At 60.9% G+C, this 19380-nt stretch carries 17 protein-coding genes; 4 read left to right on the top strand and 13 right to left on the bottom strand.

Features of this window, described 5'->3' with window-relative positions; genetic code table 11:
• Positions 1-102: 102 nt before the first annotated feature.
• Together pncB and nadE are read left to right on the top strand one after the other, a co-directional pair.
• On the top strand, positions 103-1329 hold the full coding sequence (pncB, locus tag DTP52_RS05405; RefSeq protein ID WP_109752182.1) for a nicotinate phosphoribosyltransferase: 1227 nt from the start codon (positions 103-105) through the stop codon (positions 1327-1329).
• Positions 1330-1333: 4 nt separating this feature from the next.
• On the top strand, positions 1334-2161 hold the full coding sequence (nadE, locus tag DTP52_RS05400; RefSeq protein WP_109752181.1) for an ammonia-dependent NAD(+) synthetase: 828 nt from the start codon (positions 1334-1336) through the stop codon (positions 2159-2161).
• A gap of 171 nt (positions 2162-2332) precedes the next feature.
• Here the strand turns inward: nadE and azu are convergent, their stop codons facing one another.
• Positions 2333-2779 carry an azurin gene (gene azu / locus DTP52_RS05390; protein WP_109752180.1) on the bottom strand — a complete coding sequence of 149 codons (447 nt, stop codon included), beginning with the start codon at positions 2777-2779 and terminating at the stop codon, positions 2333-2335.
• Positions 2780-3121: 342 nt separating this feature from the next.
• On the opposite strand from azu, the gene DTP52_RS05385 reads away from it, so the two are divergent.
• The gene (locus tag DTP52_RS05385) at positions 3122-3709 is read left to right on the top strand and encodes a TIGR00730 family Rossman fold protein (protein WP_109752179.1); all 588 of its coding nucleotides are present in this window, start codon (positions 3122-3124) and stop codon (positions 3707-3709) included.
• Between the two features lie 68 nt (positions 3710-3777).
• On the top strand, positions 3778-3966 hold the full coding sequence (locus DTP52_RS05380; protein WP_109752178.1) for a hypothetical protein: 189 nt from the start codon (positions 3778-3780) through the stop codon (positions 3964-3966).
• A 43-nt stretch (positions 3967-4009) separates the two neighbouring features.
• On the opposite strand, the gene DTP52_RS05375 is transcribed toward DTP52_RS05380, so the two are convergent.
• The 12 genes from DTP52_RS05375 to rpsF all read right to left on the bottom strand — a co-directional run bounded on the left by DTP52_RS05375 (position 4010) and on the right by rpsF (position 19209).
• Positions 4010-4387 (bottom strand): NUDIX domain-containing protein, encoded by a 378-nt coding sequence (locus DTP52_RS05375; protein WP_109752177.1) that lies wholly within the window; start codon positions 4385-4387, stop codon positions 4010-4012.
• Positions 4388-4511: 124 nt separating this feature from the next.
• Positions 4512-5405 carry a transglutaminase family protein gene (locus DTP52_RS05370; RefSeq protein ID WP_109752176.1) on the bottom strand — a complete coding sequence of 298 codons (894 nt, stop codon included), beginning with the start codon at positions 5403-5405 and terminating at the stop codon, positions 4512-4514.
• Positions 5405-7891, bottom strand: coding sequence for a circularly permuted type 2 ATP-grasp protein (locus DTP52_RS05365; protein ID WP_109752175.1), 2487 nt, complete (start codon positions 7889-7891; stop codon positions 5405-5407). The genes DTP52_RS05370 and DTP52_RS05365 overlap by 1 nt, the downstream gene beginning before the upstream one ends.
• An 88-nt stretch (positions 7892-7979) precedes the next feature.
• Complete coding sequence (locus DTP52_RS05360; protein ID WP_109752174.1) at positions 7980-11255, bottom strand: DUF2126 domain-containing protein; 3276 nt, start codon at positions 11253-11255, stop codon at positions 7980-7982.
• A gap of 174 nt (positions 11256-11429) precedes the next feature.
• On the bottom strand, positions 11430-11891 hold the full coding sequence (locus tag DTP52_RS05355) for a hypothetical protein (RefSeq protein ID WP_109752173.1): 462 nt from the start codon (positions 11889-11891) through the stop codon (positions 11430-11432).
• On the bottom strand, positions 11888-12814 hold the full coding sequence (locus DTP52_RS05350; RefSeq protein WP_109752172.1) for an NAD synthetase: 927 nt from the start codon (positions 12812-12814) through the stop codon (positions 11888-11890). The genes DTP52_RS05355 and DTP52_RS05350 overlap by 4 nt, the downstream gene beginning before the upstream one ends.
• A gap of 303 nt (positions 12815-13117) precedes the next feature.
• A complete protein-coding gene (locus DTP52_RS05345; RefSeq protein ID WP_109752171.1) occupies positions 13118-15418 on the bottom strand; it encodes a YgiQ family radical SAM protein in 2301 nt (766 codons plus the stop codon).
• Between the two features lie 196 nt (positions 15419-15614).
• Positions 15615-17012, bottom strand: a complete 1398-nt coding sequence (gene dnaB, locus DTP52_RS05340) for a replicative DNA helicase (RefSeq protein WP_027911801.1) — start codon at positions 17010-17012, stop codon at positions 15615-15617.
• A gap of 117 nt (positions 17013-17129) precedes the next feature.
• Positions 17130-17576, bottom strand: a complete 447-nt coding sequence (gene rplI, locus DTP52_RS05335; protein ID WP_003197251.1) for a 50S ribosomal protein L9 — start codon at positions 17574-17576, stop codon at positions 17130-17132.
• An 18-nt stretch (positions 17577-17594) separates the two neighbouring features.
• Complete coding sequence (locus DTP52_RS05330) at positions 17595-18485, bottom strand: hypothetical protein (protein ID WP_109752170.1); 891 nt, start codon at positions 18483-18485, stop codon at positions 17595-17597.
• Between the two features lie 36 nt (positions 18486-18521).
• A complete protein-coding gene (rpsR, locus tag DTP52_RS05325; protein WP_002551829.1) occupies positions 18522-18752 on the bottom strand; it encodes a 30S ribosomal protein S18 in 231 nt (76 codons plus the stop codon).
• Between the two features lie 28 nt (positions 18753-18780).
• Complete coding sequence (rpsF, locus tag DTP52_RS05320; RefSeq protein ID WP_003186395.1) at positions 18781-19209, bottom strand: 30S ribosomal protein S6; 429 nt, start codon at positions 19207-19209, stop codon at positions 18781-18783.
• Positions 19210-19380: the final 171 nt, after the last annotated feature.

The following is a 19380-nucleotide window of genomic DNA, read 5'->3' as shown; positions in this document are numbered from 1 at the left end:
AAAAAAAACTGGCAATCATCATGAGTGATATGCGCCACTAACCCCTTCACCAACCGCAGCACCCCGCCGCCTACCGCAGCGGCCTGTCTGGAGATTCCCGTTATGAGCGAGAGCGTATTTGCCGATCGTATCGTGCAGAACCTGCTCGACACCGACTTCTACAAACTGACGATGATGCAGGCAGTGCTGCACAACTACCCCAACGTCGAAGTCGAGTGGGAATTTCGTTGCCGCAACAGCGAGGACTTGCGCCCGTACCTGGCGGAGATCCGCTTCCAGATCGAGCGTCTGGCCGAGTTGAGCCTGAGCGCCGACCAGTTGGGCTTCCTGGAGCGTATCAGCTTCCTCAAACCGGACTTCCTGCGTTTCCTGGGACTGTTTCGCTTCAACCTGCGCTACGTGCATACCGGTATCGACAACGGTGAACTGTTTATCCGCCTGCGTGGGCCGTGGCTGCACGTGATTCTGTTCGAAGTGCCGCTGCTGGCGATTGTCAGCGAGGTACGCAACCGCTATCGCTACCGTGAAATTGTCCTGGAGCAGGCCCGCGAGCAGTTGTATCGCAAGTTCGACTGGCTGAGCGCCAACGCCAGCGCCGAAGAGCTGTCCGAGCTGCAAGTCGCGGACTTCGGCACCCGCCGTCGTTTTTCCTTCCGCGTCCAGGAAGAAGTGGTCAACGTGCTCAAGCACGACTTCCCGGGGCGTTTCGTTGGCACCAGCAACGTGCACCTGTCCCGTGAGCTGGACATGAAACCGCTGGGCACCATGGCCCATGAATGGATCATGGCCCACCAGCAACTGGGCCCGCGACTGATCGACAGCCAGATCGCCGCCCTCGATTGCTGGGTGCGCGAGTACCGCGGTCTGCTGGGGATCGCCCTGACCGACTGCATCACCATGGACGCCTTCCTCAAGGATTTCGATCTGTTCTTCGCCAAGCTGTTCGACGGTTTGCGCCACGACTCCGGCGACCCGGTGATCTGGGCCGAAAAAGCCATCGCCCACTATCACAAGCTCGGCATCGACCCGATGAGCAAGACCCTGGTGTTCTCCGATAGCCTGACATTGCCCAAATGCCTGGAGATTTTTCGGGCATTGCGTGGTCGCATTAATGTCAGCTTCGGTATTGGCACCAACCTGACATGTGACATTCCAGGTGTAGAGCCGATGAGCATCGTGCTTAAAATGATCAGCTGTGACGGGCAACCCGTGGCCAAGATTTCAGACGAGCCCGGCAAGACCCATTGCAAAGACCCGAATTTCGTCGCCTACATGCGACACGTTTTCCAAGTACCTGCCGCCCTTTCTGACACATCAAGCAAGGAGTGAATTCATGCAAGCCGTACAGCGTGAGATTGCTGAACAGCTCAAGGTCCAGCCACCGTTCGCCGATGACGCCGCCCTCAAGGCCGAAATCGCCCGGCGGGTGGGCTTTATCCAGGATTGCCTGGTCAACTCCGGTCTCAAGTCCCTCGTGCTGGGCATCAGTGGCGGGGTCGACTCGCTGACTGCCGGGCTGCTGGCCCAACGAGCCATGCGCGAACTGCGGGAGAAAACCGGCAACACCGCCTACAAGTTCATCGCCGTGCGCCTGCCGTACGAAACCCAGTTCGACGAACATGAAGCGCAAGCCTGTGTGGACTTCATCGATCCGGACGAGCGTCATACCGTCAACATCGGTCCGGCGGTCAAAGCCTTGGCCGAGCAGGTCGCAGCGTTCGAAGGCAAGGCAGCGGTGTCGCGGGATTTCGTGCTGGGCAATACCAAGGCGCGGATGCGCATGGTGGCGCAATACACCATCGCGGGCACTGAGCAAGGCCTGGTAATCGGTACCGATCATGCAGCCGAAGCGGTGATGGGCTTCTTCACCAAGTTCGGTGACGGTGCTTGCGACTTGGCCCCGCTCAGCGGCCTGGTGAAAAACCAGGTCCGGGCCATTGCCCGAGACTTCGGCGCACCGGAATCGCTGGTGGAAAAAGTCCCCACCGCCGATCTCGAAGACCTGTCGCCAGGCAAGCCGGACGAAGCCTCCCACGGTGTGACCTACGCCGAGATCGATGCTTTCCTGCACGGCGAGCCGGTGCGGGACGAGGCGTTCAGGATCATTTGCGACACCTACCGCAAGACCGAGCACAAGCGGGTGATGCCGTACGCGCCGTGACCGGCAGTCCCTGTGGGAGCGAGCCTGCTCGCGATAACGGTGGATCAGTTTGCATTGATGTTGAATGTGCCGCAGCCATCGCGAGCAGGCTCGCTCCCACAGGAGATGCGATTATTGGCCGGACACAAAAAAGCGCCCTGCACGGGGGCGCTTTTTTGATGCCGAAGCGGGTTACTTCAGGGTAACAGTGCCTTTCATCATCGAGATGTGGCCTGGGAACGAGCAGAAGAAGCCGTACTTTTCAGCGGCATCCAGTTTCGATACGTCGAAAGTCACCGAGTCTTTCTCCCCGGCACCAATGATTTTGGTATGGGCGATGACGCGAGCGTCATTTTCTTTCAGGTAGTTCTTGTCGATACCGGCGGCCAGGCCATCAGTGGCGATCGGCTGCATGTCAGCCTCTTTGCTCAGCACCCAGTTATGGCCCATGACGTTTTTCGGCAAGCTGCCCGAGTGAGTCAGCTCAACGGTGAACGTCTTGCAGCTCTTGTCGATCTCGATGGCCTTGGTGTTGAAGGACATCTGGTCGGTCGAATCGATGGTGGTCTTGCACTCCGCTGCCATCAGTTGGCTGCTGGCCAGCGTCAACAGGGATACTGCAACAAGTTTGGCAAACATCGTGAATCTCCAAGGCATGGTTAACAAAATTCCGTCAAAGGGGAAGACTGCCTGAATTTGAGACAAGTTCCTATGACCTGAATCAAACATTGTATACAACTTAAGGCTATCAGCCTGATGGACACAATCAACCAGCCAGAGGAATGACACCTCTCTATGATTGGCCCCATCACCTCTCTGGAGCGCCCATCATGAACCTCAACAGCCTGTTGTGCAGCTTGCTCGCCGCCTATGCCTGCGGCGCCAGTGGTACCTACGAAAAACCCCAACGCGAGGTTTAAGTCCTTTGCGCAGCATAGGCCAGGCTTTACTCTGGATCGGTTACTGATCATGGAGTAAAGCATGTCCATAGCATCCGTTTGTGTATTTTGCGGCGCCAGCACCGGCACCGATCCAACGTATCGTGAAGCGGCGCAGGCCCTGGGCCGGGCGTTGGCGGAACGAAAATTGACCCTGGTCTATGGTGGCGGAGCCGTCGGCCTGATGGGCATCGTCGCCGATGCGGCCCTGGCGGCCGGCGGCGAGGTCATCGGTATCATCCCGCAAAGCCTGAAGGACAAGGAAATCGGCCACGGCGGCCTGACCCGCCTGGAAGTGGTGGATGGCATGCATGCCCGCAAGGCGCGCATGGCCGAACTCAGCGATGCCTTCATCGCCCTGCCCGGCGGCCTCGGCACGCTGGAGGAGTTGTTCGAGGTCTGGACCTGGGGCCAGCTCGGCTACCACGGCAAGCCGCTGGGGCTGCTGGAAGTGAACGGTTTCTACAGCAAGCTCACCGGTTTTCTCGATCATATCGTCGGCGAAGGCTTCGTCCGCCCGGCCCATCGTGACATGCTGCAAGTGAGCCAATCACCGCACAACCTGCTCGATGCGCTGGACGAATGGCAACCGTCCGTGCAGCCAAAGTGGGCCGAACAAAAACCCAGCTAACGGCTCGGCCCCGATACAGGGCAGAATACGCGCCGCTCTACCTCACCTTCGACCCCAGAGGATCGCCCATGGCTAAACCCAATTATTCCTTCGCCAAACGTCAGAGAGACCTGGCCAAGGAGCAGAAGAAAGAGGAAAAGCTGCAGCGCAAGAAAGCCACAGCTGAAGAAGAAGCCGCACTGAGCCCGGATACCGAAGGCGAAGTAGCAGCAGAACATGACGTCGATGCACCGAAAGATCAGGCACCCGACGCCTGATACCCCATCTTGTGTCCAGGGCCGACAGCCCCGCTGTCGACCCTTACAATCCCAGCGCCTTGGTAATCGACAGGCGATAACCGACAGGCAGGTTCACCGGCAACCGGCCCGGCGCGAACAGCCCGATCTCTTTGTGCTCATGACTGACGATCGGCACGAAACCGCCCAGCAACTGGCAGCGGTACGTGGAGATGAAGACGTGCTTGCCGGGAATGACCTCGAACAGGTACGAATCCAACGGCTCCCCTACACTCACCTCAACCGCCAGCTCCTCGGCAATTTCCCGCGCCAGACATTGCGGCGCCGTTTCGCCCAGTTCGATCCGCCCACCGGGCAGTTCCCATTCGTCCCGTTCGTTGAGCATCAGCACAACCAGGCCTTCGGGGGATTGCAGCACGCCTTTGATGGACACCGGGAACATGCACCCTCCTTAGTTCGATACATACTGTGGGAGCGAGCCTGCTCGCGATAGCGTCACGACAGTCAATTACATGCTGGATGTGATGGCCTCATCGCGAGCAGGCTCGCTCCCACAAGGGAACGCTTCACGACTCCAGTGGCATCACCGTCACACGCACTTCAGGATCATGGGCACCGCCCCCCAGGATCACTCCCCGCAGCGGCGACACATCGGAAAAATCCCGGCCCCAGGCCAGAGTGATGTGTTCCAGGGCCGGCTGTACGTTGTTGGTCGGGTCGAAGTCCACCCAGCCCAACACCGGGCAATACACCGAGACCCAGGCATGGGACGCATCGGCGCCAATCAGCCGTGGCTGGCCGGGTGGCGGCTGGGTCAGCAGGTAGCCACTGACGTAACGCGCCGCCAAACCGCGAGAGCGCACACAAGCCAGCATCAGGTGAGCAAAGTCCTGGCATACGCCCCGCCGCCGCTCCAGCACCTCCACCAGCGGCGTTGCCACCTGGGTCGCCTCGGCATCGAAGGTGAACTCCTCGAAAATTTTCTCCATCAGCGCTCGAACCCCCACCATCAAGGGTCGCCCCGGCGGGAAGCAGCTTTCGGAAAACTCGACGAAACTGCGCTTGAGGTGCACATACGGTGACTCGAAACGGTAACGGCACGCCTCCAGCAGTGGCGCCGCGAGTGGCCGGCCACTGTAGGTCAGCGCGTTGCAGGTCGACTCCCAGGCCGGGGACAGGTTGAAATCCAACTCGGGGCGAGTCAGCACCTCGACACTCAAGCGAGCATTGACCAACAGCTCGTCATGGGGCCGTTCAAAGGCCAGGCGCGTCAGCGGGTTGCCGAACACATCCTGCTCATCGCGACGGATCGTCGGCTCCGGGCTGATCAGCAACTGTTGTTCGGTGCACCGCTGCCAGTCACAGGCGCGCGGCCACAAGTGAGCGAGTTGCTGGGCCAGGGACACCGGGCTGTCGTAGTGATAATGAGTGTCGTGGAGGATCTGGTAACGAGCGTTCATCAGACGGACACCGTGCGTTGGCTGACATCATCGACATGGGCGAAATGACGCAACGCCAGGCGATCGGAGACCTGGCCACTGACGTCGGCCACTTCCTGCAACAGGTCGGCCAGACCATCGAGTGCGGCGCGCAGGCTGGCTTCACCAAACAGGGGGTTTTCCAGGCATCGCAGGTCAAAGCGTGACAGGCGTGCGACCAAGTCCGGCAATGCGGTTTCCCTGGGCGCGGCAAAATCATCGTTCAAGCGCTTGAGGGTACGGGCCACCAATTTCAACTGGAAGAGCACCGCGTGGGGGTTCTGCTCGTCCAGTAGCAACAGGTCCAGCACCGGGATCAACTGGGCCACCGCCAAATAGCGCGAGCGGTAGGTGATGCTGCTGTTGCCCAGTTCCAACAACCACTCCAGCCCGGCCTGGTCGAACACCGCCTCGCCCCGCAGGAACGCAGCCAGGCTACTGCTGAGAAACTGCAAGCGCTCCAGGCGCCGGCCCATCATCAAGAAGCGCCAGCCCTCATCGCGGGTCATATCGTCCAGGGCGAACCCGGACAATGCCGCCAGGGACATCACCAATCGGTTGAGGAAATCCAGCAGTTCACCAAAATCCGGCTCCCCGGTTTCCAACTCCATGGCCTCGCGCTGCAATTCCACCAGCGCTTGCCAGTTTTCCCGGGACAACTTGCCGCGCACCTGCGAGGCCGCCCACTGCAAGCGTTGCAGGTTGGCGCGCAGGCTGAACGACCAGTCATCCCCCAACAGTGCCGCCAGCAAACGCTCGGGCAACTCGCCCTCTTCGGGCAACAGCATCAGGCTTTCGCCCAGGGACACCGCCGATTGCAGGGCCTGTGGGTCGTCGCCATCGACATAGCGCGCCAGCATGATCCGCAGCAGCCGCGCGCTGTCGTCGCAACGCTCGCAGTAGCGACCGAACCAGAACAGGTTTTCCACCACCCGCGAAGGCAAATACGGATCGCGTCGAACCAGGTCGTGGACCCCCACGGTTCGCTGGGCCTTCCATTGTTCACCGCCAGGCGCCTGCTCCCCCAGCACCCAGGTGTCCTTGCTGGCGCCACCGCGCTGCATCGACACCACTTCGGCGTCGGCCTCGGCGGCCACGCGGGTCAGCCCACCCGGTAGCACCCGGTAATCGTCCTTGCCGGACACGGCATACATGCGCATGCCAATCGCCCTGGGCTGGATCTGGCCATCTTCGGCCTGCCAGACCGGGGCCTGGGACAATTGCGCCAGTTCCTGGGCGACATAGGCATAGGGCCGTGCCTGCATGCGCGCCGCCAGTTGGACGCGCTGCTTCTCGCTCAGGTCGCGGCCGAACACCGGGCTGAAACTCTGGGAAGGAAACGCCGGCTTGATCAACAGCTGCGGCAATTTTTCCAGGGCCTGGGCCAGCACCGGCGGCTCACCGCACCACCAGGTGGCGATGGACGGCAGCAGCAGCTCTTCGCCGAACAGGTACTGGTTGATCTTTGGCAGGAACCCCAGGAGGCCCGGTGATTCCAGCACGCCGCTGCCTAGAGCATTGGCCACCAGTACCCGGCCCTGACGCACCGCTTCCAACAACCCTGGCACGCCGAGGGCTGAATCGGTGCGCAGCTCCAAGGGGTCGCAGAAATCGTCGTCGAGCCGGCGCATGATGGCGTGGACCCGACGCAGGCCGCTGAGGGTCTTGAGGTAGACCGTGGCGTCCCGAACGGTCAGGTCACCCCCTTCTACCAGCGGATAACCCAACTGGCGCGCCAGGTAGAGATGTTCGAAATAACTTTCGTTGAAGCGCCCCGGCGTCAACAGCACCACCAGCGGCGATTCGCCGTCGCTGGGAGCCTGTCGTGCCAGGGTTTCCTGCAAGGTACGGAAAAAGCCGGACAAGTGCCGCACCTTCAGATCACGATACAAATCGGGAAAGGCGCGGGAAACGATCATGCGATTTTCCAACGCGTATCCGGCACCTGAAGGCGCCTGGGTCCGATCCGCCGTGACCCACCAGCGTCCATCGGGCGTGCGCGCCAGATCCACCGCATACAGGTGCAGAAAGCTGCCGTCCGGCGGCGCGATGCCCTGGCAAGGCCAAAGGAAATTGTTGTGCCCATACACCAGTTCTGCCGGCAACAGCCCTTCGCTGATCAGCCGTTGTGGCCCGTACAGGTCGGCCAGCACCGCGTTGAGCAGCCGAGCACGCTGGGCGATTCCGGCCGACAGTTGCTTCCACTCTTGCGGGTCGATCACGTGGGGCAGCAGGTCCAGTTCCCACGGCCGGTCGGCGCCTTTGGGGTCCGCGTAGACGTTATAGGTCACGCCGTTTTCCTGGATCTGCCGGGTCAGCAGGGCCTGGCGCTGGACCAACTGGGCCGGCGTGCTGCGCTGCAACTGGTCGAACAGCCGCCGCCAGTGCGTACGCACGGTGCCGCTGTCGTCCAGCAGTTCATGATAGGTGCCCGTTGTCAGCGGGTAATGGTCAAGCAGGTCAGGCATGGAAAGCTCGGCAGACGGCAATGAAAGGTGAGACTAGCGCAAGCGCATGACGCCCGGATAGTTGAAATATCCGGGCGTCGCGTAAGACTCAGAACCGTCGCAGATCGAGCGTGAGGGGAAACTCGTCATCCATGGCCAGGCTGGGTATAGGAAGTTTCCCAGGCGTGTGTCCGAGACGGAAGAAACGCGCCATCCGCCGGCTCTCAGCCTCATTGGCATTGACCGGCAGGCTGTCGTAGTTGCGCCCGCCCGGATGAGCCACGTGATACTGGCAACCGCCTATGGAACGTTGCATCCAGGTGTCGAGCAAGTCGAAGACCAGCGGCGCATGCACCGGGATGGTCGGTTGCAAGCAGTTGGCCGGTTGCCAGGCGCGGAAACGCACCCCGGCGACGAACTCGCCAACCCGGCCGGTGGGTTGCAACGGCACCGGCACGCCATTGCACGTCAGCAGGTAGCGTTGCGGCGCCAGGCCGCTGAGCTTGACCTGCAAGCGCTCCAGGGAGGAGTCCACATAACGCACAGTGCCGCCCACCGCGCCCTCTTCCCCCAGCACATGCCAAGGCTCGAGGGCCTGGCGCAATTGCAGTTCGATACCGTTGACCGCGTAATCGCCCACTTTGGGGAAGCGGAACTCCAGGTGTGCGGCGAACCACTCGGCCCGCAGCGGGTAACCGGCGGCGTTCAGCTCATGGATGACGTCGGCAAAATCCTGCTCGATAAAGTGCGGCAACAGGAAACGGTCATGCAGCTCCGTGCCCCAGCGCGCCAATTTCGCCGGTGCATAAGGCTCACGCCAGAACCGCGCCACCAGCGCCCTTAGCAATAATTGCTGGGCCAGGCTCATGCGCGCGTGAGGCGGCATTTCGAAAGCACGCAGTTCCAACAGGCCAAGACGGCCCGTGGCGCCGTCCGGTGAGTAGAGCTTGTCGATGCAGAATTCGGCGCGGTGGGTATTGCCTGTCACGTCGATCAACAGGTTGCGCAGCAAGCGATCGACCAACCATGGCGGGCATTCCTCGCCGGGTTGTGGCATTTGCGCAAAAGCGATTTCCAGCTCGTACAACGCGTCGTTGCGCGCCTCATCCACCCGAGGCGCCTGGGAGGTCGGGCCGATGAACAATCCGGAAAACAGGTAGGACAACGACGGGTGGTTATGCCAATAGCTGATCAGGCTGCGCAACAGGTCGGGACGCCGTAGGAACGGTGAGTCAGCCGGTGTCGCGCCACCCAGTACGAAATGGTTACCGCCACCAGTGCCGGTGTGCCGGCCATCGATCATGAATTTCTCGGTGGTCAGCCGAGTCTGTCGCGCCTGCTCGTAGAGGAACTCGGTGCGCTCGACCAACTCATCCCAGGTTGCCGAGGGTTGCACGTTGACCTCGATCACACCGGGGTCGGGGGTGATGCGAAAATTGCTCAGGCGCGGGTCGCTCGGCGGCTCGTAGCCTTCCAACAGCACCGGACAGTGCAACTCCTCAGCCGTCGCCTCGATGGCGCTGACCAGCTCCAGATAATCCTCGACCCGCTCCAGCGGCGACATGAACAGATAGAGCCGGCCTTCACGGGCCTCGGCACAGAAGGCAGTGCGGGTCAGCCAGTCGGCGGATATGTCGATCTGTGGGACACGCTCCTGTTCGGTCGCCGACTCGCCGTGACGCGCCAGCGACTCGGTGCCGGGCAGTTCAGGCAAGTCCTGGTTCGGGTCGGTGGGATGAATGTACGGGTACTCGGCCGCCGTCACCCAAGGCTGGGACGCCAGCGGCAAGCGATAGCCCAGGGGCGAATCCCCCGGCACCAGGCGGCAGTGGTTGTCGCGCAGGTACCAACGACCGCTTTGCCATTGATCGCCCTTGGCAGTGCGAGCCAGCGGCAGGACCTGGCCAATCACTTTATCCAGGCCCTGGCTGAAGACCTTGCGCAATCGTGCCCGCTCCAGGGCGTCCTCCAGACGCGGATCCTCGGCCGTGACATTCGACGGCAACGCACCTTCGCGCCAGAGGTAGTAGAAATTGTCTTCGTAGGCCGGAAACACGAACCGCGCAGGAATCTTCAAACGCTCGGCGACGCTCGCCAGGAAGCGCCCAGCCAGTTCGCCATCGGCACCGTAATCCTCCTGCTCGTCGGCGATCAATGCGCTGTTGTGCCAGATCGGCACACCATCGCGTCGCCAATAGCAGTTGAGCGACCAGCGCGGCAATTGCTCGCCCGGGTACCACTTGCCCTGGCCAAAGTGCACCAGACCTTGGGGCGCATAGTGCTTGCGCATGCGCTGGAACAGCTCGGCGGAGAGCCGGCGCTTGTCCGGCCCGAGGGCGGCGGTGTTCCACTCGGCGCCGTCCGGGTCATCGATGGAGACAAAGGTCGGTTCGCCGCCCATGGTCAGGCGCACATCGCCCTCCAGCAGGTCGGCGTCGATCTGGCGCCCCAGCGCCTGGATCGCCAGCCATTGCGCTTCGGTGTACGGCTTGGTCACCCGCGGCGCTTCCCAGACCCGCTCGACGGACATTTCGTGGCTGAACTCACACTCGCAAGGCTCCACCAGGCCGCTGATCGGTGCTGCCGAGGACGGATCGGGACTACAGGCCAGCGGAATATGGCCTTCACCGGCGAACAGCCCGGACGTCGCATCCAGGCCGATCCAGCCGGCACCGGGCAGGTAGACCTCGCACCAGGCATGCAGGTCGGTAAAGTCCACCTCGGTGCCGGATGGGCCATCGAGGCTTTTCACATCGGCGGTCAACTGGATCAGGTAACCGGACACGAACCGCGCCGCCAGGCCGAGGTTGCGTAACAACTGCACCAGCAACCAGGCCGAGTCGCGGCAGGAGCCGGACGCGTGCTCCAGGGTGTGCTCCGGCGTCTGCACGCCGGGCTCCATGCGGATCAGATAGTTGATGTCTTCGCTCAGGCGCTGGTTGAGCGCCACCAGGAAATCCACCGCCGGCAATGGCGTGCGGTCGATGCCATCCAGATACGCCTGGAACCTCGGCGTCAGCGGCGGGGTTTCCAGGTAAGGCGCCAGTTCCTTGCGCTCATCGGCCGCGTAGGCGAACGGAATCTTTTCGGCGTAGGGTTCGAGGAAGAAGTCGAAGGGATTGAATACCGCCATTTCCGCCAGCAGGTCGACCTCGATCCGCAGCTCCCGGGTTTTCTCGGGAAACACCAGCCGCGCCAGGTAGTTGCCCTGGGGATCCTGCTGCCAGTTGATGAAATGCTGGTCGGGCGAAACCTTCAGCGCATAGGAAAGAATGCGCGTGCGGCTGTGGGCCGCCGGGCGCAGGCGAACGATCTGCGGGCCGAGCTCGACGGCGCGGTCGTAACGGTAATGCGTGACGTGATGCAATGCGACATGGATCGACACGACGTGCCTCCTGCGAGCCTGGGCGATATCGAAAGCGGCGCAAGACTTATGCCATGCAGGCAGGCCGGACACTTTCTTGATCTACTCAAGGCAGTAGAGCACTAAAAACGCGCGATGCCCGTATTCATCTGCAAAGCAACGCACATAAATGCGGCGCGGGCAGCGCGAATCGACTCAGCGACGCGACCGTGGTGCCTTGGCGGCCTGGGTGATGAGTGAGCGCTGGCGGCGGATCTCCACCAGTTTTTTGCGCATTTCCCGGTGGCGCTTGCTGTTGAGCAGCAACAGCCCCAGCAGTGGCAACAGCACCGCGAACAGGTACACCCCCTGATGCGGTCGATAAGCGAGCATAGGCACCACTGCCGCCAGACAGGCCAGGAAATACCCCGCTACCCACCAGACCGCCCAGGCGCGTCCGCGAACGATCAAGAGGTTGCCCAGGACCAGGACGAGCACCAGGGCCAGAGTGCCGAGCCCGATATAGTCGGTCCTGGCTGACGGCTCCAGGGCACGCCAATAAGTGGTTCCGGCCAACACAAGCAGGGTCGACCCGGAAAAGCAGCCCAGCAGGATCGTCCCCATGAAAACCGGAAAATAACGGGCGAGGAATTGCTTGAGCGATCCGCCACCAATCATTCCGTGAATTCCTCATACAGGCCGACGGCAACAGTCTTCACGGCGCCATCGCCGGTATAACTGCCAATGATCCCCAGCGCGCCGCCGAGGGAATCCTTTATCTGGGTCAGGGTCGCGTGCCTGATTTCGGCTGAAGAATAACGCTTGGGCATGGCCCCGGCCCGTTGCTGCAACTTGAGTAGCTTGGCAGTCAGGCTCGGGTCCTTGAGCGTCAACAGTTCCTTGGTCAGCTTGCTTCGCTCTTGCCGATTCAAGCCCTTGAGCAACTGATACCAACTCTTTCCAGTGCCAGCCGCCTTGTTGGCCTTGAGCAGTCGGACAGTCGTCAGGGCCGAGCCACCGACACCCACCAGGGACACTCCGTCAAGGATCGGCGACACGATGTTGTACCAGTCAGCATCATTCATCTCATCGTTGCCAGTCGGATTGGTCAGCTCATTGGCCACCCGCATCCCGCCAATGACACATTGCGCGGTACTGGCCGTCGCGGCAGCAGCGCCCAGGGCAACGACAAAGGCGCTGGCCCCCGCCGTAAAGGGCACCGCGACGCTGCCACTGAACACCACCACCCAACCAATCACCGCGGCGACACAGGACAACCCGGCATTGGTTGCTTCAAGCCCGAGCTTGGATTCACGCGGGCTGCTTTTCACCTGGTCGATGAACTGCTGCGGCGCGATGTATTTTTTCGCCTCGCGCAGAATGATGCGCTTGGGCGCGATGCTGCAAATCGGCTTGAATTCGCGCAGGGTCACAACGTTGTATTCGGAATCGACATAGACCACACCCGCTCCGGCGATGCCAGGATCAGCGTCGATGGCAGCGAACAGGCGTGGCAGGTTGATCTGGCTTTCGATGCGTTTGCGGGCCATGAACTGGGAGAAGCTCAGGTCCATGCCGATGCCCGTTGAAGCGCTGCTCATATGAATCGTCCTTGAGAGTCGGAAAGTGAGTCTTTATCCACACACAATACTGTGGCGAGGGAGCTTGCTCCCGCTCGGCGGCGAAGCCGTCGTAAACCGGCCGGCACGGTCTGTCTGAGAACATTGCATGGGATTATTTGGGGCCGCTTCGCAGCCCAGCGGGAGCAAGCTCCCTCGCCACAAAAGGCTATGCATCCGCCATCACGTCGTAAGGCGGTCGCCACGATAACAAACGGCCAGCACCGTCGCTAGAAAGCAAAACGCCAGCACTTAAGGCTGGCGTTTTACGTTGTCGCTCAAGGATCAGCGCGGCACGACAGGCTTGCGCGCCGGTTTCGGGCCCTTGCCCTTGGCGGCGTCCTTGCGTTCCTTGGCGGCCTGCTGGTTGCGGGCGAATGCCGCGGCCTTGGCTTGCTCACGCTTGTCCCATGGGTTGCCACCGTCACTGGCACGCGGTGGCAGCCCAGTGTGCTGGGTCAGGATCTTGGTGGTTTCCTTGCCCACCTTGTGGCTGCCAGCCGGCGTCGAGTTCTTGCGCCGGGCGCTCTGGTAGCTGTCGGTGGCCGGCTGGTGCAACGGAATCAGCTGGTTCTTGCCCGGCCCGATCAGGTCGGCGCGGCCCATGCGGGTCAGCGCTTCACGCAGCATCGGCCAACCCTTGGGGTCGTGATAACGCAGGAAGGCCTTGTGCAGGCGGCGCTGCTCCTCGCTCTTGACGATGGTCACCGCATCGCTCTTGTAGGTGACCTTGCGCAGCGGGTTCTTGCCCGAGTGGTACATGGCGGTCGCGGTAGCCATCGGCGACGGGTAGAACGCCTGCACCTGGTCGGCACGGAAACCGTTGCTCTTGAGCCACAGCGCCAGGTTCATCATGTCTTCGTCGGTGGTACCCGGGTGAGCGGCGATGAAGTACGGAATCAGGTACTGCTCTTTCCCGGCTTCCTTGGTGTACTTCTCGAACATCCGCTTGAATTTGTCATAGCTGCCGATGCCCGGCTTCATCATCTGGTTGAGCGGGCCTTCCTCGGTGTGCTCCGGGGCAATCTTCAGGTAACCACCAACGTGGTGGGTCACCAGTTCCTTGACGTATTCCGGCGACTCGACCGCCAGATCGTAACGCAGGCCGGAGGCGATCAGGATCTTCTTCACCCCAGGCAATGCCCGGGCGCTGCGGTACAACTGGATCAGCGAAGAATGGTCGGTATTGAGGTTCGGGCAGATGCCGGGGAACACGCACGACGGCTTGCGGCACGCGGACTCGATTTCCGGGCTCTTGCAGGCGATGCGGTACATGTTCGCGGTCGGGCCGCCGAGGTCGGAAATGACGCCGGTGAAGCCTGGGACCTTGTCGCGGATCTCTTCGATCTCGCGAATGATCGATTCTTCGGAACGGTTCTGGATGATCCGGCCCTCGTGCTCGGTGATCGAGCAGAAGGTGCAGCCGCCGAAGCAGCCACGCATGATGTTCACCGAAAAACGGATCATCTCGTAGGCCGGGATCTTTTCCTTGCCATAAGCCGGGTGCGGAACACGTGCGTAAGGCATACCAAACACGTAGTCCATTTCCTCGGTGGTCATCGGAATGGGCGGCGGGTTGAACCAGACATCGACCTCGCCGTGTTTCTGCACCAGGGCACGGGCGTTACCCGGGTTGGTTTCCAGGTGAAGTACCCGGTTGGCGTGGGCGTACAGCACCGCGTCGCCACGGACCTTTTCCACCGATGGCAGACGAATCACGGTTTTGTCGCGGGTCATCTTCGGGCTCGCCAGGATCTGCACAACCTTGGCTTCGCTCGGATCTTCAACCGGCCCCTTCTCCTGCTCGATGGCGCAAGCAGCAGTGTCCTGGGTATTCACATACGGGTTGATGATCTTGTCGATCTTGCCCGGGCGGTCGATGCGCGTGGAATCGACTTCGTACCAGCCTTGCGGCGTGTCGCGGCGGATGAACGCCGTGCCGCGCACATCGGTGATGTCTTCGATCTTGTGGCCGTAGGACAGGCGCTGGGCGACTTCGACAATCGCCCGCTCGGCGTTGCCGTAGAGCAGGATGTCGGCGCAGGCGTCGATCAGGATCGAATTGCGGACCCGGTCCTGCCAGTAATCGTAATGGGCGATACGCCGCAGCGACGCTTCGATACCGCCAAGCACGATCGGCACATGCTTGTAGGCTTCCTTGCAGCGCTGGCTGTAGACCAGGCTCGCACGGTCCGGCCGCTTGCCCGCCAGGCCGCCGGGGGTGTAGGCGTCGTCGGAGCGGATTTTCTTGTCGGCGGTGTAGCGGTTGATCATCGAGTCCATGTTGCCGGCCGCGACACCGAAAAACAGGTTGGGCTCGCCGAGCTTCATGAAGTCGTCTTTGGACTGCCAGTTCGGCTGGGCAATGATCCCGACGCGAAAGCCCTGGGCTTCCAGCAAACGGCCAATGATCGCCATGCCGAACGACGGGTGATCGACGTAGGCATCACCGGTCACGATGATGATGTCGCATGAATCCCAGCCGAGCTGATCCATCTCCTCCCTGCTCATGGGCAGGAACGGCGCCGGGCCGAAACATTCGGCCCAGTACTTGGGATAGTCAAATAACGGCTTGGCTGCTTGCATGTCGATGACCGGTATAAAGGATGAAAAATCGCGGGCGCGGAATATAGCACAAAATTTGACCAATTCCGACGGCTATGGTCGGAAATGGTGACGCCCTCATCGCGAGCAGGCTCGCTCCCACAAAATATCTGCAACACACAGATCCCATGTGGGAGCGAGCCTGCTCGCGATGAGGCCAGATCAGGCGATGAAGAATTTACTCATCGTCATCAAAATTGTAGCTACCCGGCGCCAGGTTCTCGAATCGGGTGTATTTACCGATGAACGCCAGGCGAATGAAGCCGATCGGACCGTTCCGCTGTTTGCCGATGATGATTTCGGCGATGCCCTTGTGTTCCGTCTCAGGGTGATACACCTCGTCACGGTAGACGAACATGATCACGTCGGCGTCCTGCTCGATCGCTCCGGATTCCCGCAAGTCGGAGTTCACCGGGCGTTTGTTCGGGCGCTGTTCCAGGGAACGGTTCAACTGGGAAAGTGCAACCACCGGGCAGTTGAATTCCTTGGCCAGGGCCTTGAGGGACCGGGAGATTTCGGAAATCTCGTTGGTCCGGTTGTCGCCGCTGGAACCCGGGATCTGCATCAATTGCAGGTAGTCGATCATGATCAGCGCGATGTCACCATGCTCACGCACCAGGCGACGGGTCCGGGCACGCATTTCCGACGGGCTGATACCCGCGGTATCGTCGATGAACAGCTTGCGGTCGTTGAGCAGGTTGACCGCCGATGTCAGGCGCGGCCAGTCATCGTCTTCCAATTGGCCGGAACGGACCTTGGTCTGGTCGATACGCCCCAGGGACGAGAGCATACGCATGATCAGCGATTCGCCTGGCATCTCGAGGGAGTACACCAGCACGGCTTTGTCGCTGCGCAGCACGGCGTTTTCCACCAGGTTCATCGCAAAGGTGGTCTTACCCATGGACGGACGGCCGGCGACGATGATCAGGTCGGATGGCTGCAGACCGCTGGTCTTCTCGTCGAGATCGGTGTAGCCAGTGGACAGGCCGGTGATGGCGTTGTCGGTGTTGAACAAGGTGTCGATACGGTCGATGGCCTTGGTCAGCAGGTCGTTGACACTCACCGGGCCGCCGGTTTTCGGCCGGGCCTCGGCGATCTGGAAGATCTGCCGTTCGGCTTCGTCGAGGATCTCGGCGGCGGTGCGGCCTTCCGGGTTGAAGGCGCTGTCGGCGATTTCAGTGCTGATACCGATCAACTGACGCAACGTCGCCCGTTCGCGGACGATCTGCGCATAGGCCTTGATGTTGGCGACCGACGGCGTGTTTTTTGCCAGTTCGCCCAGGTAACCGAGGCCACCGACCTGGGACGTCTGCCCTTCCTTGTCCAATTGCTCGGCCAGGGTGACGACGTCGATCGGCATGTTCTGATCGGCAAGCCTGGCGATCGCACGGAAAATCAGGCGATGGTCATGTCGATAGAAATCGCCGTCGGAGACTTGATCGAGCACACGTTCCCAGGCGTTGTTGTCCAGCATCAGGCCACCGAGCACGGCCTGTTCGGCCTCGATGGAATGCGGGGGCACCTTCAGGGCAGCGGTTTGCAGATCATATTGCTCGGGAGCGGTGATTTCGTTCATGGCCACGTCTGGTTATGAAATTCAGCAATTGCAGAAAGACAAAGGGCACGACCTGTAAACAGGATCGTGCCCGATGTTACCGGCAAGCACCCGAGGGTGCCAGCCGACAGGTGTTGCTTAGGCTGCTACCACGACAACGCGTACGGTGGCTTCAACTTCGGCGTGCAGGTGCACGGCTACGTCGAATTCGCCTACGTTGCGGATGGTGCCGTTCGGCAGACGAACTTCGCTTTTCGCAACTTCAACGCCAGAGGCGGTCAGTGCGTCAGCGATGTCGTGAGTACCGATCGAACCGAACAGCTTGCCTTCGTCGCCAGCGGTGGCAGTGATGGTCACTTCCAGCTCGGCCAGTTGGGCAGCACGGCTTTCAGCCGAGGTTTTACGGTCTGCGGCAGCTTTTTCCAGCTCAGCGCGACGCTCTTCGAACGCAGCCAGGTTGGCAGCGGTCGCAGCGGTGGCTTTGCCGTAAGGCAGCAGGTAGTTACGACCGTAGCCGGCCTTAACGTTTACTTTGTCACCCAGGTTGCCCAGGTTGGTGACTTTTTCCAGAAGGATCAGTTGCATGTGAAAATCCTCTAACTTTTAACCTTCACCGTTCGCGTTGTCGGCGTCTTTCGGCGCCATACGACCGCGAAAATCAATCAGGCTGTCGACGATGGCCAAGACCACGAGCAACGGACCGAGCAAGTGCATGAAAGGCAACAACGTCACGTATATCCCCACCAGCCAGAACGTGGCCAGTCGCTTCTGCGCCACCAGCCCGTGAATCAGGGCCAGGCCGGCGAAGACCAGCGGTACACTGCACAACGGCAACAGGATCAGTGCATGCAGCCCGAAAAACGGGGCAACACACATGACGGCCAGCAGTGACAGCGCCACGCTCTTGGGGAATCGGATGGCGCGAAACTCGCGACCGAAACCACCGGGGTTATACAACGACGCCTGCCAATAGCGCCCAAGAATCAGGCACAGCACGCTAAAGATCTGCAGCGAAGACGCTATCGAGATGATCATCAGCGGAGCGCTCAGCGCGGCGAGAAATGCCTTCTGGTCTGCCGAGAATGTCTCGTAGACCTCACCCATCGCCAGCGGCAGGACGTGTTCGAACGTCTGCGCCAGTGACTCGATGAAGGAACCGAATACGGTCCCCAGGCTCACCGCACACAACAACCCCACGGCCACGCTGCACAGCAGCACGCGGTTCCAGGTATGTCCGGCGCGCAGAACCAACGCCAGGCCACAAGCCCCGAGCAACACCAGGAGTGTTGTCGGGTCCTTCAGGAAATACCAGCTCACCAACGCTGACAGCAACCCGATACCCAGGACGCTCAAGGCGTCCGAACCGCGCCGCAGGAGCACAAGGCACCCAGCGGCGGCACTCAACCAGAACAACAGCGGCAATGCCGCGGATCCGGCCACAACCAACGTGGCCTGCACACGTCCCCGCATGATGAAGTCAGCTAAGGCGCGCATGCATTCAATCCCTTACTACTCGTCGACTGCCCGGTCTCAGCGGCCGTGGCTGTCGGTGTAGGCCAGCAGGGCCAGGAAGCGGGCGCGCTTGATAGCGGTGGCCAGCTGACGCTGATAACGAGCTTTGGTACCGGTGATACGGCTTGGAACGATTTTGCCGGTCTCGGATACGTAGGCTTTCAGAGTGTTGAGATCTTTGTAATCGATCTCTTTCACGTCTTCAGCGGTGAAGCGGCAGAATTTACGACGACGGAAGAAACGTGCCATGTGATTGGCTCCTTAAAAGGTCCGTGGATTACTCGTCAGCGTTATCGCTGTTGTCGCTGTCGCTATCGCTGTCATCGCCATCGGCGCTGTCAGAGTGCTCAGGACGGTCGCGACGCTCACGGCGCTCACTGCGGTTTTCTTCAGCCTTGAGCATCTCGGATTGGCCGGTGACGGCTTCTTCGCGACGGATGACCAGGTTACGGATCACTGCATCGTTGTAGCGGAAGTTGTCTTCCAGCTCGGCCAGGGCCTTGCCAGTGCACTCAACGTTCAGCATCACGTAGTGAGCCTTGTGAACATTGTTGATTGCGTAGGCCAGTTGACGACGGCCCCAATCTTCCAGACGGTGGATTTTGCCGCCGTCTTCTTCGATCAGCTTGGTGTAACGCTCAACCATGCCGCCGACTTGCTCGCTTTGATCCGGGTGGACCAAAAAGATGATTTCGTAATGACGCATGAATGCTCCTTACGGGTTGTAGCCTGCCGCTCAAAAACGGTCAGACAAGGAGTGAATGACACTTATGGACTTGTGGACGCTAGACACATAAGTGCCTGCCATCACAGCAAGGGGCGCAATTGTAGAGAAGGGCCGAGGGAGGCGCAAGGTAATTGGTGATTATTTGAACAG

The organism is Pseudomonas sp. 43mfcvi1.1 (assembly GCF_900115935.1).
GTDB lineage: Bacteria > Pseudomonadota > Gammaproteobacteria > Pseudomonadales > Pseudomonadaceae > Aquipseudomonas > Aquipseudomonas bijieensis.
The sequence above is the reverse complement of the archived record's forward strand: the minus strand, read 5'-3'. Positions and strand labels throughout refer to the sequence as shown.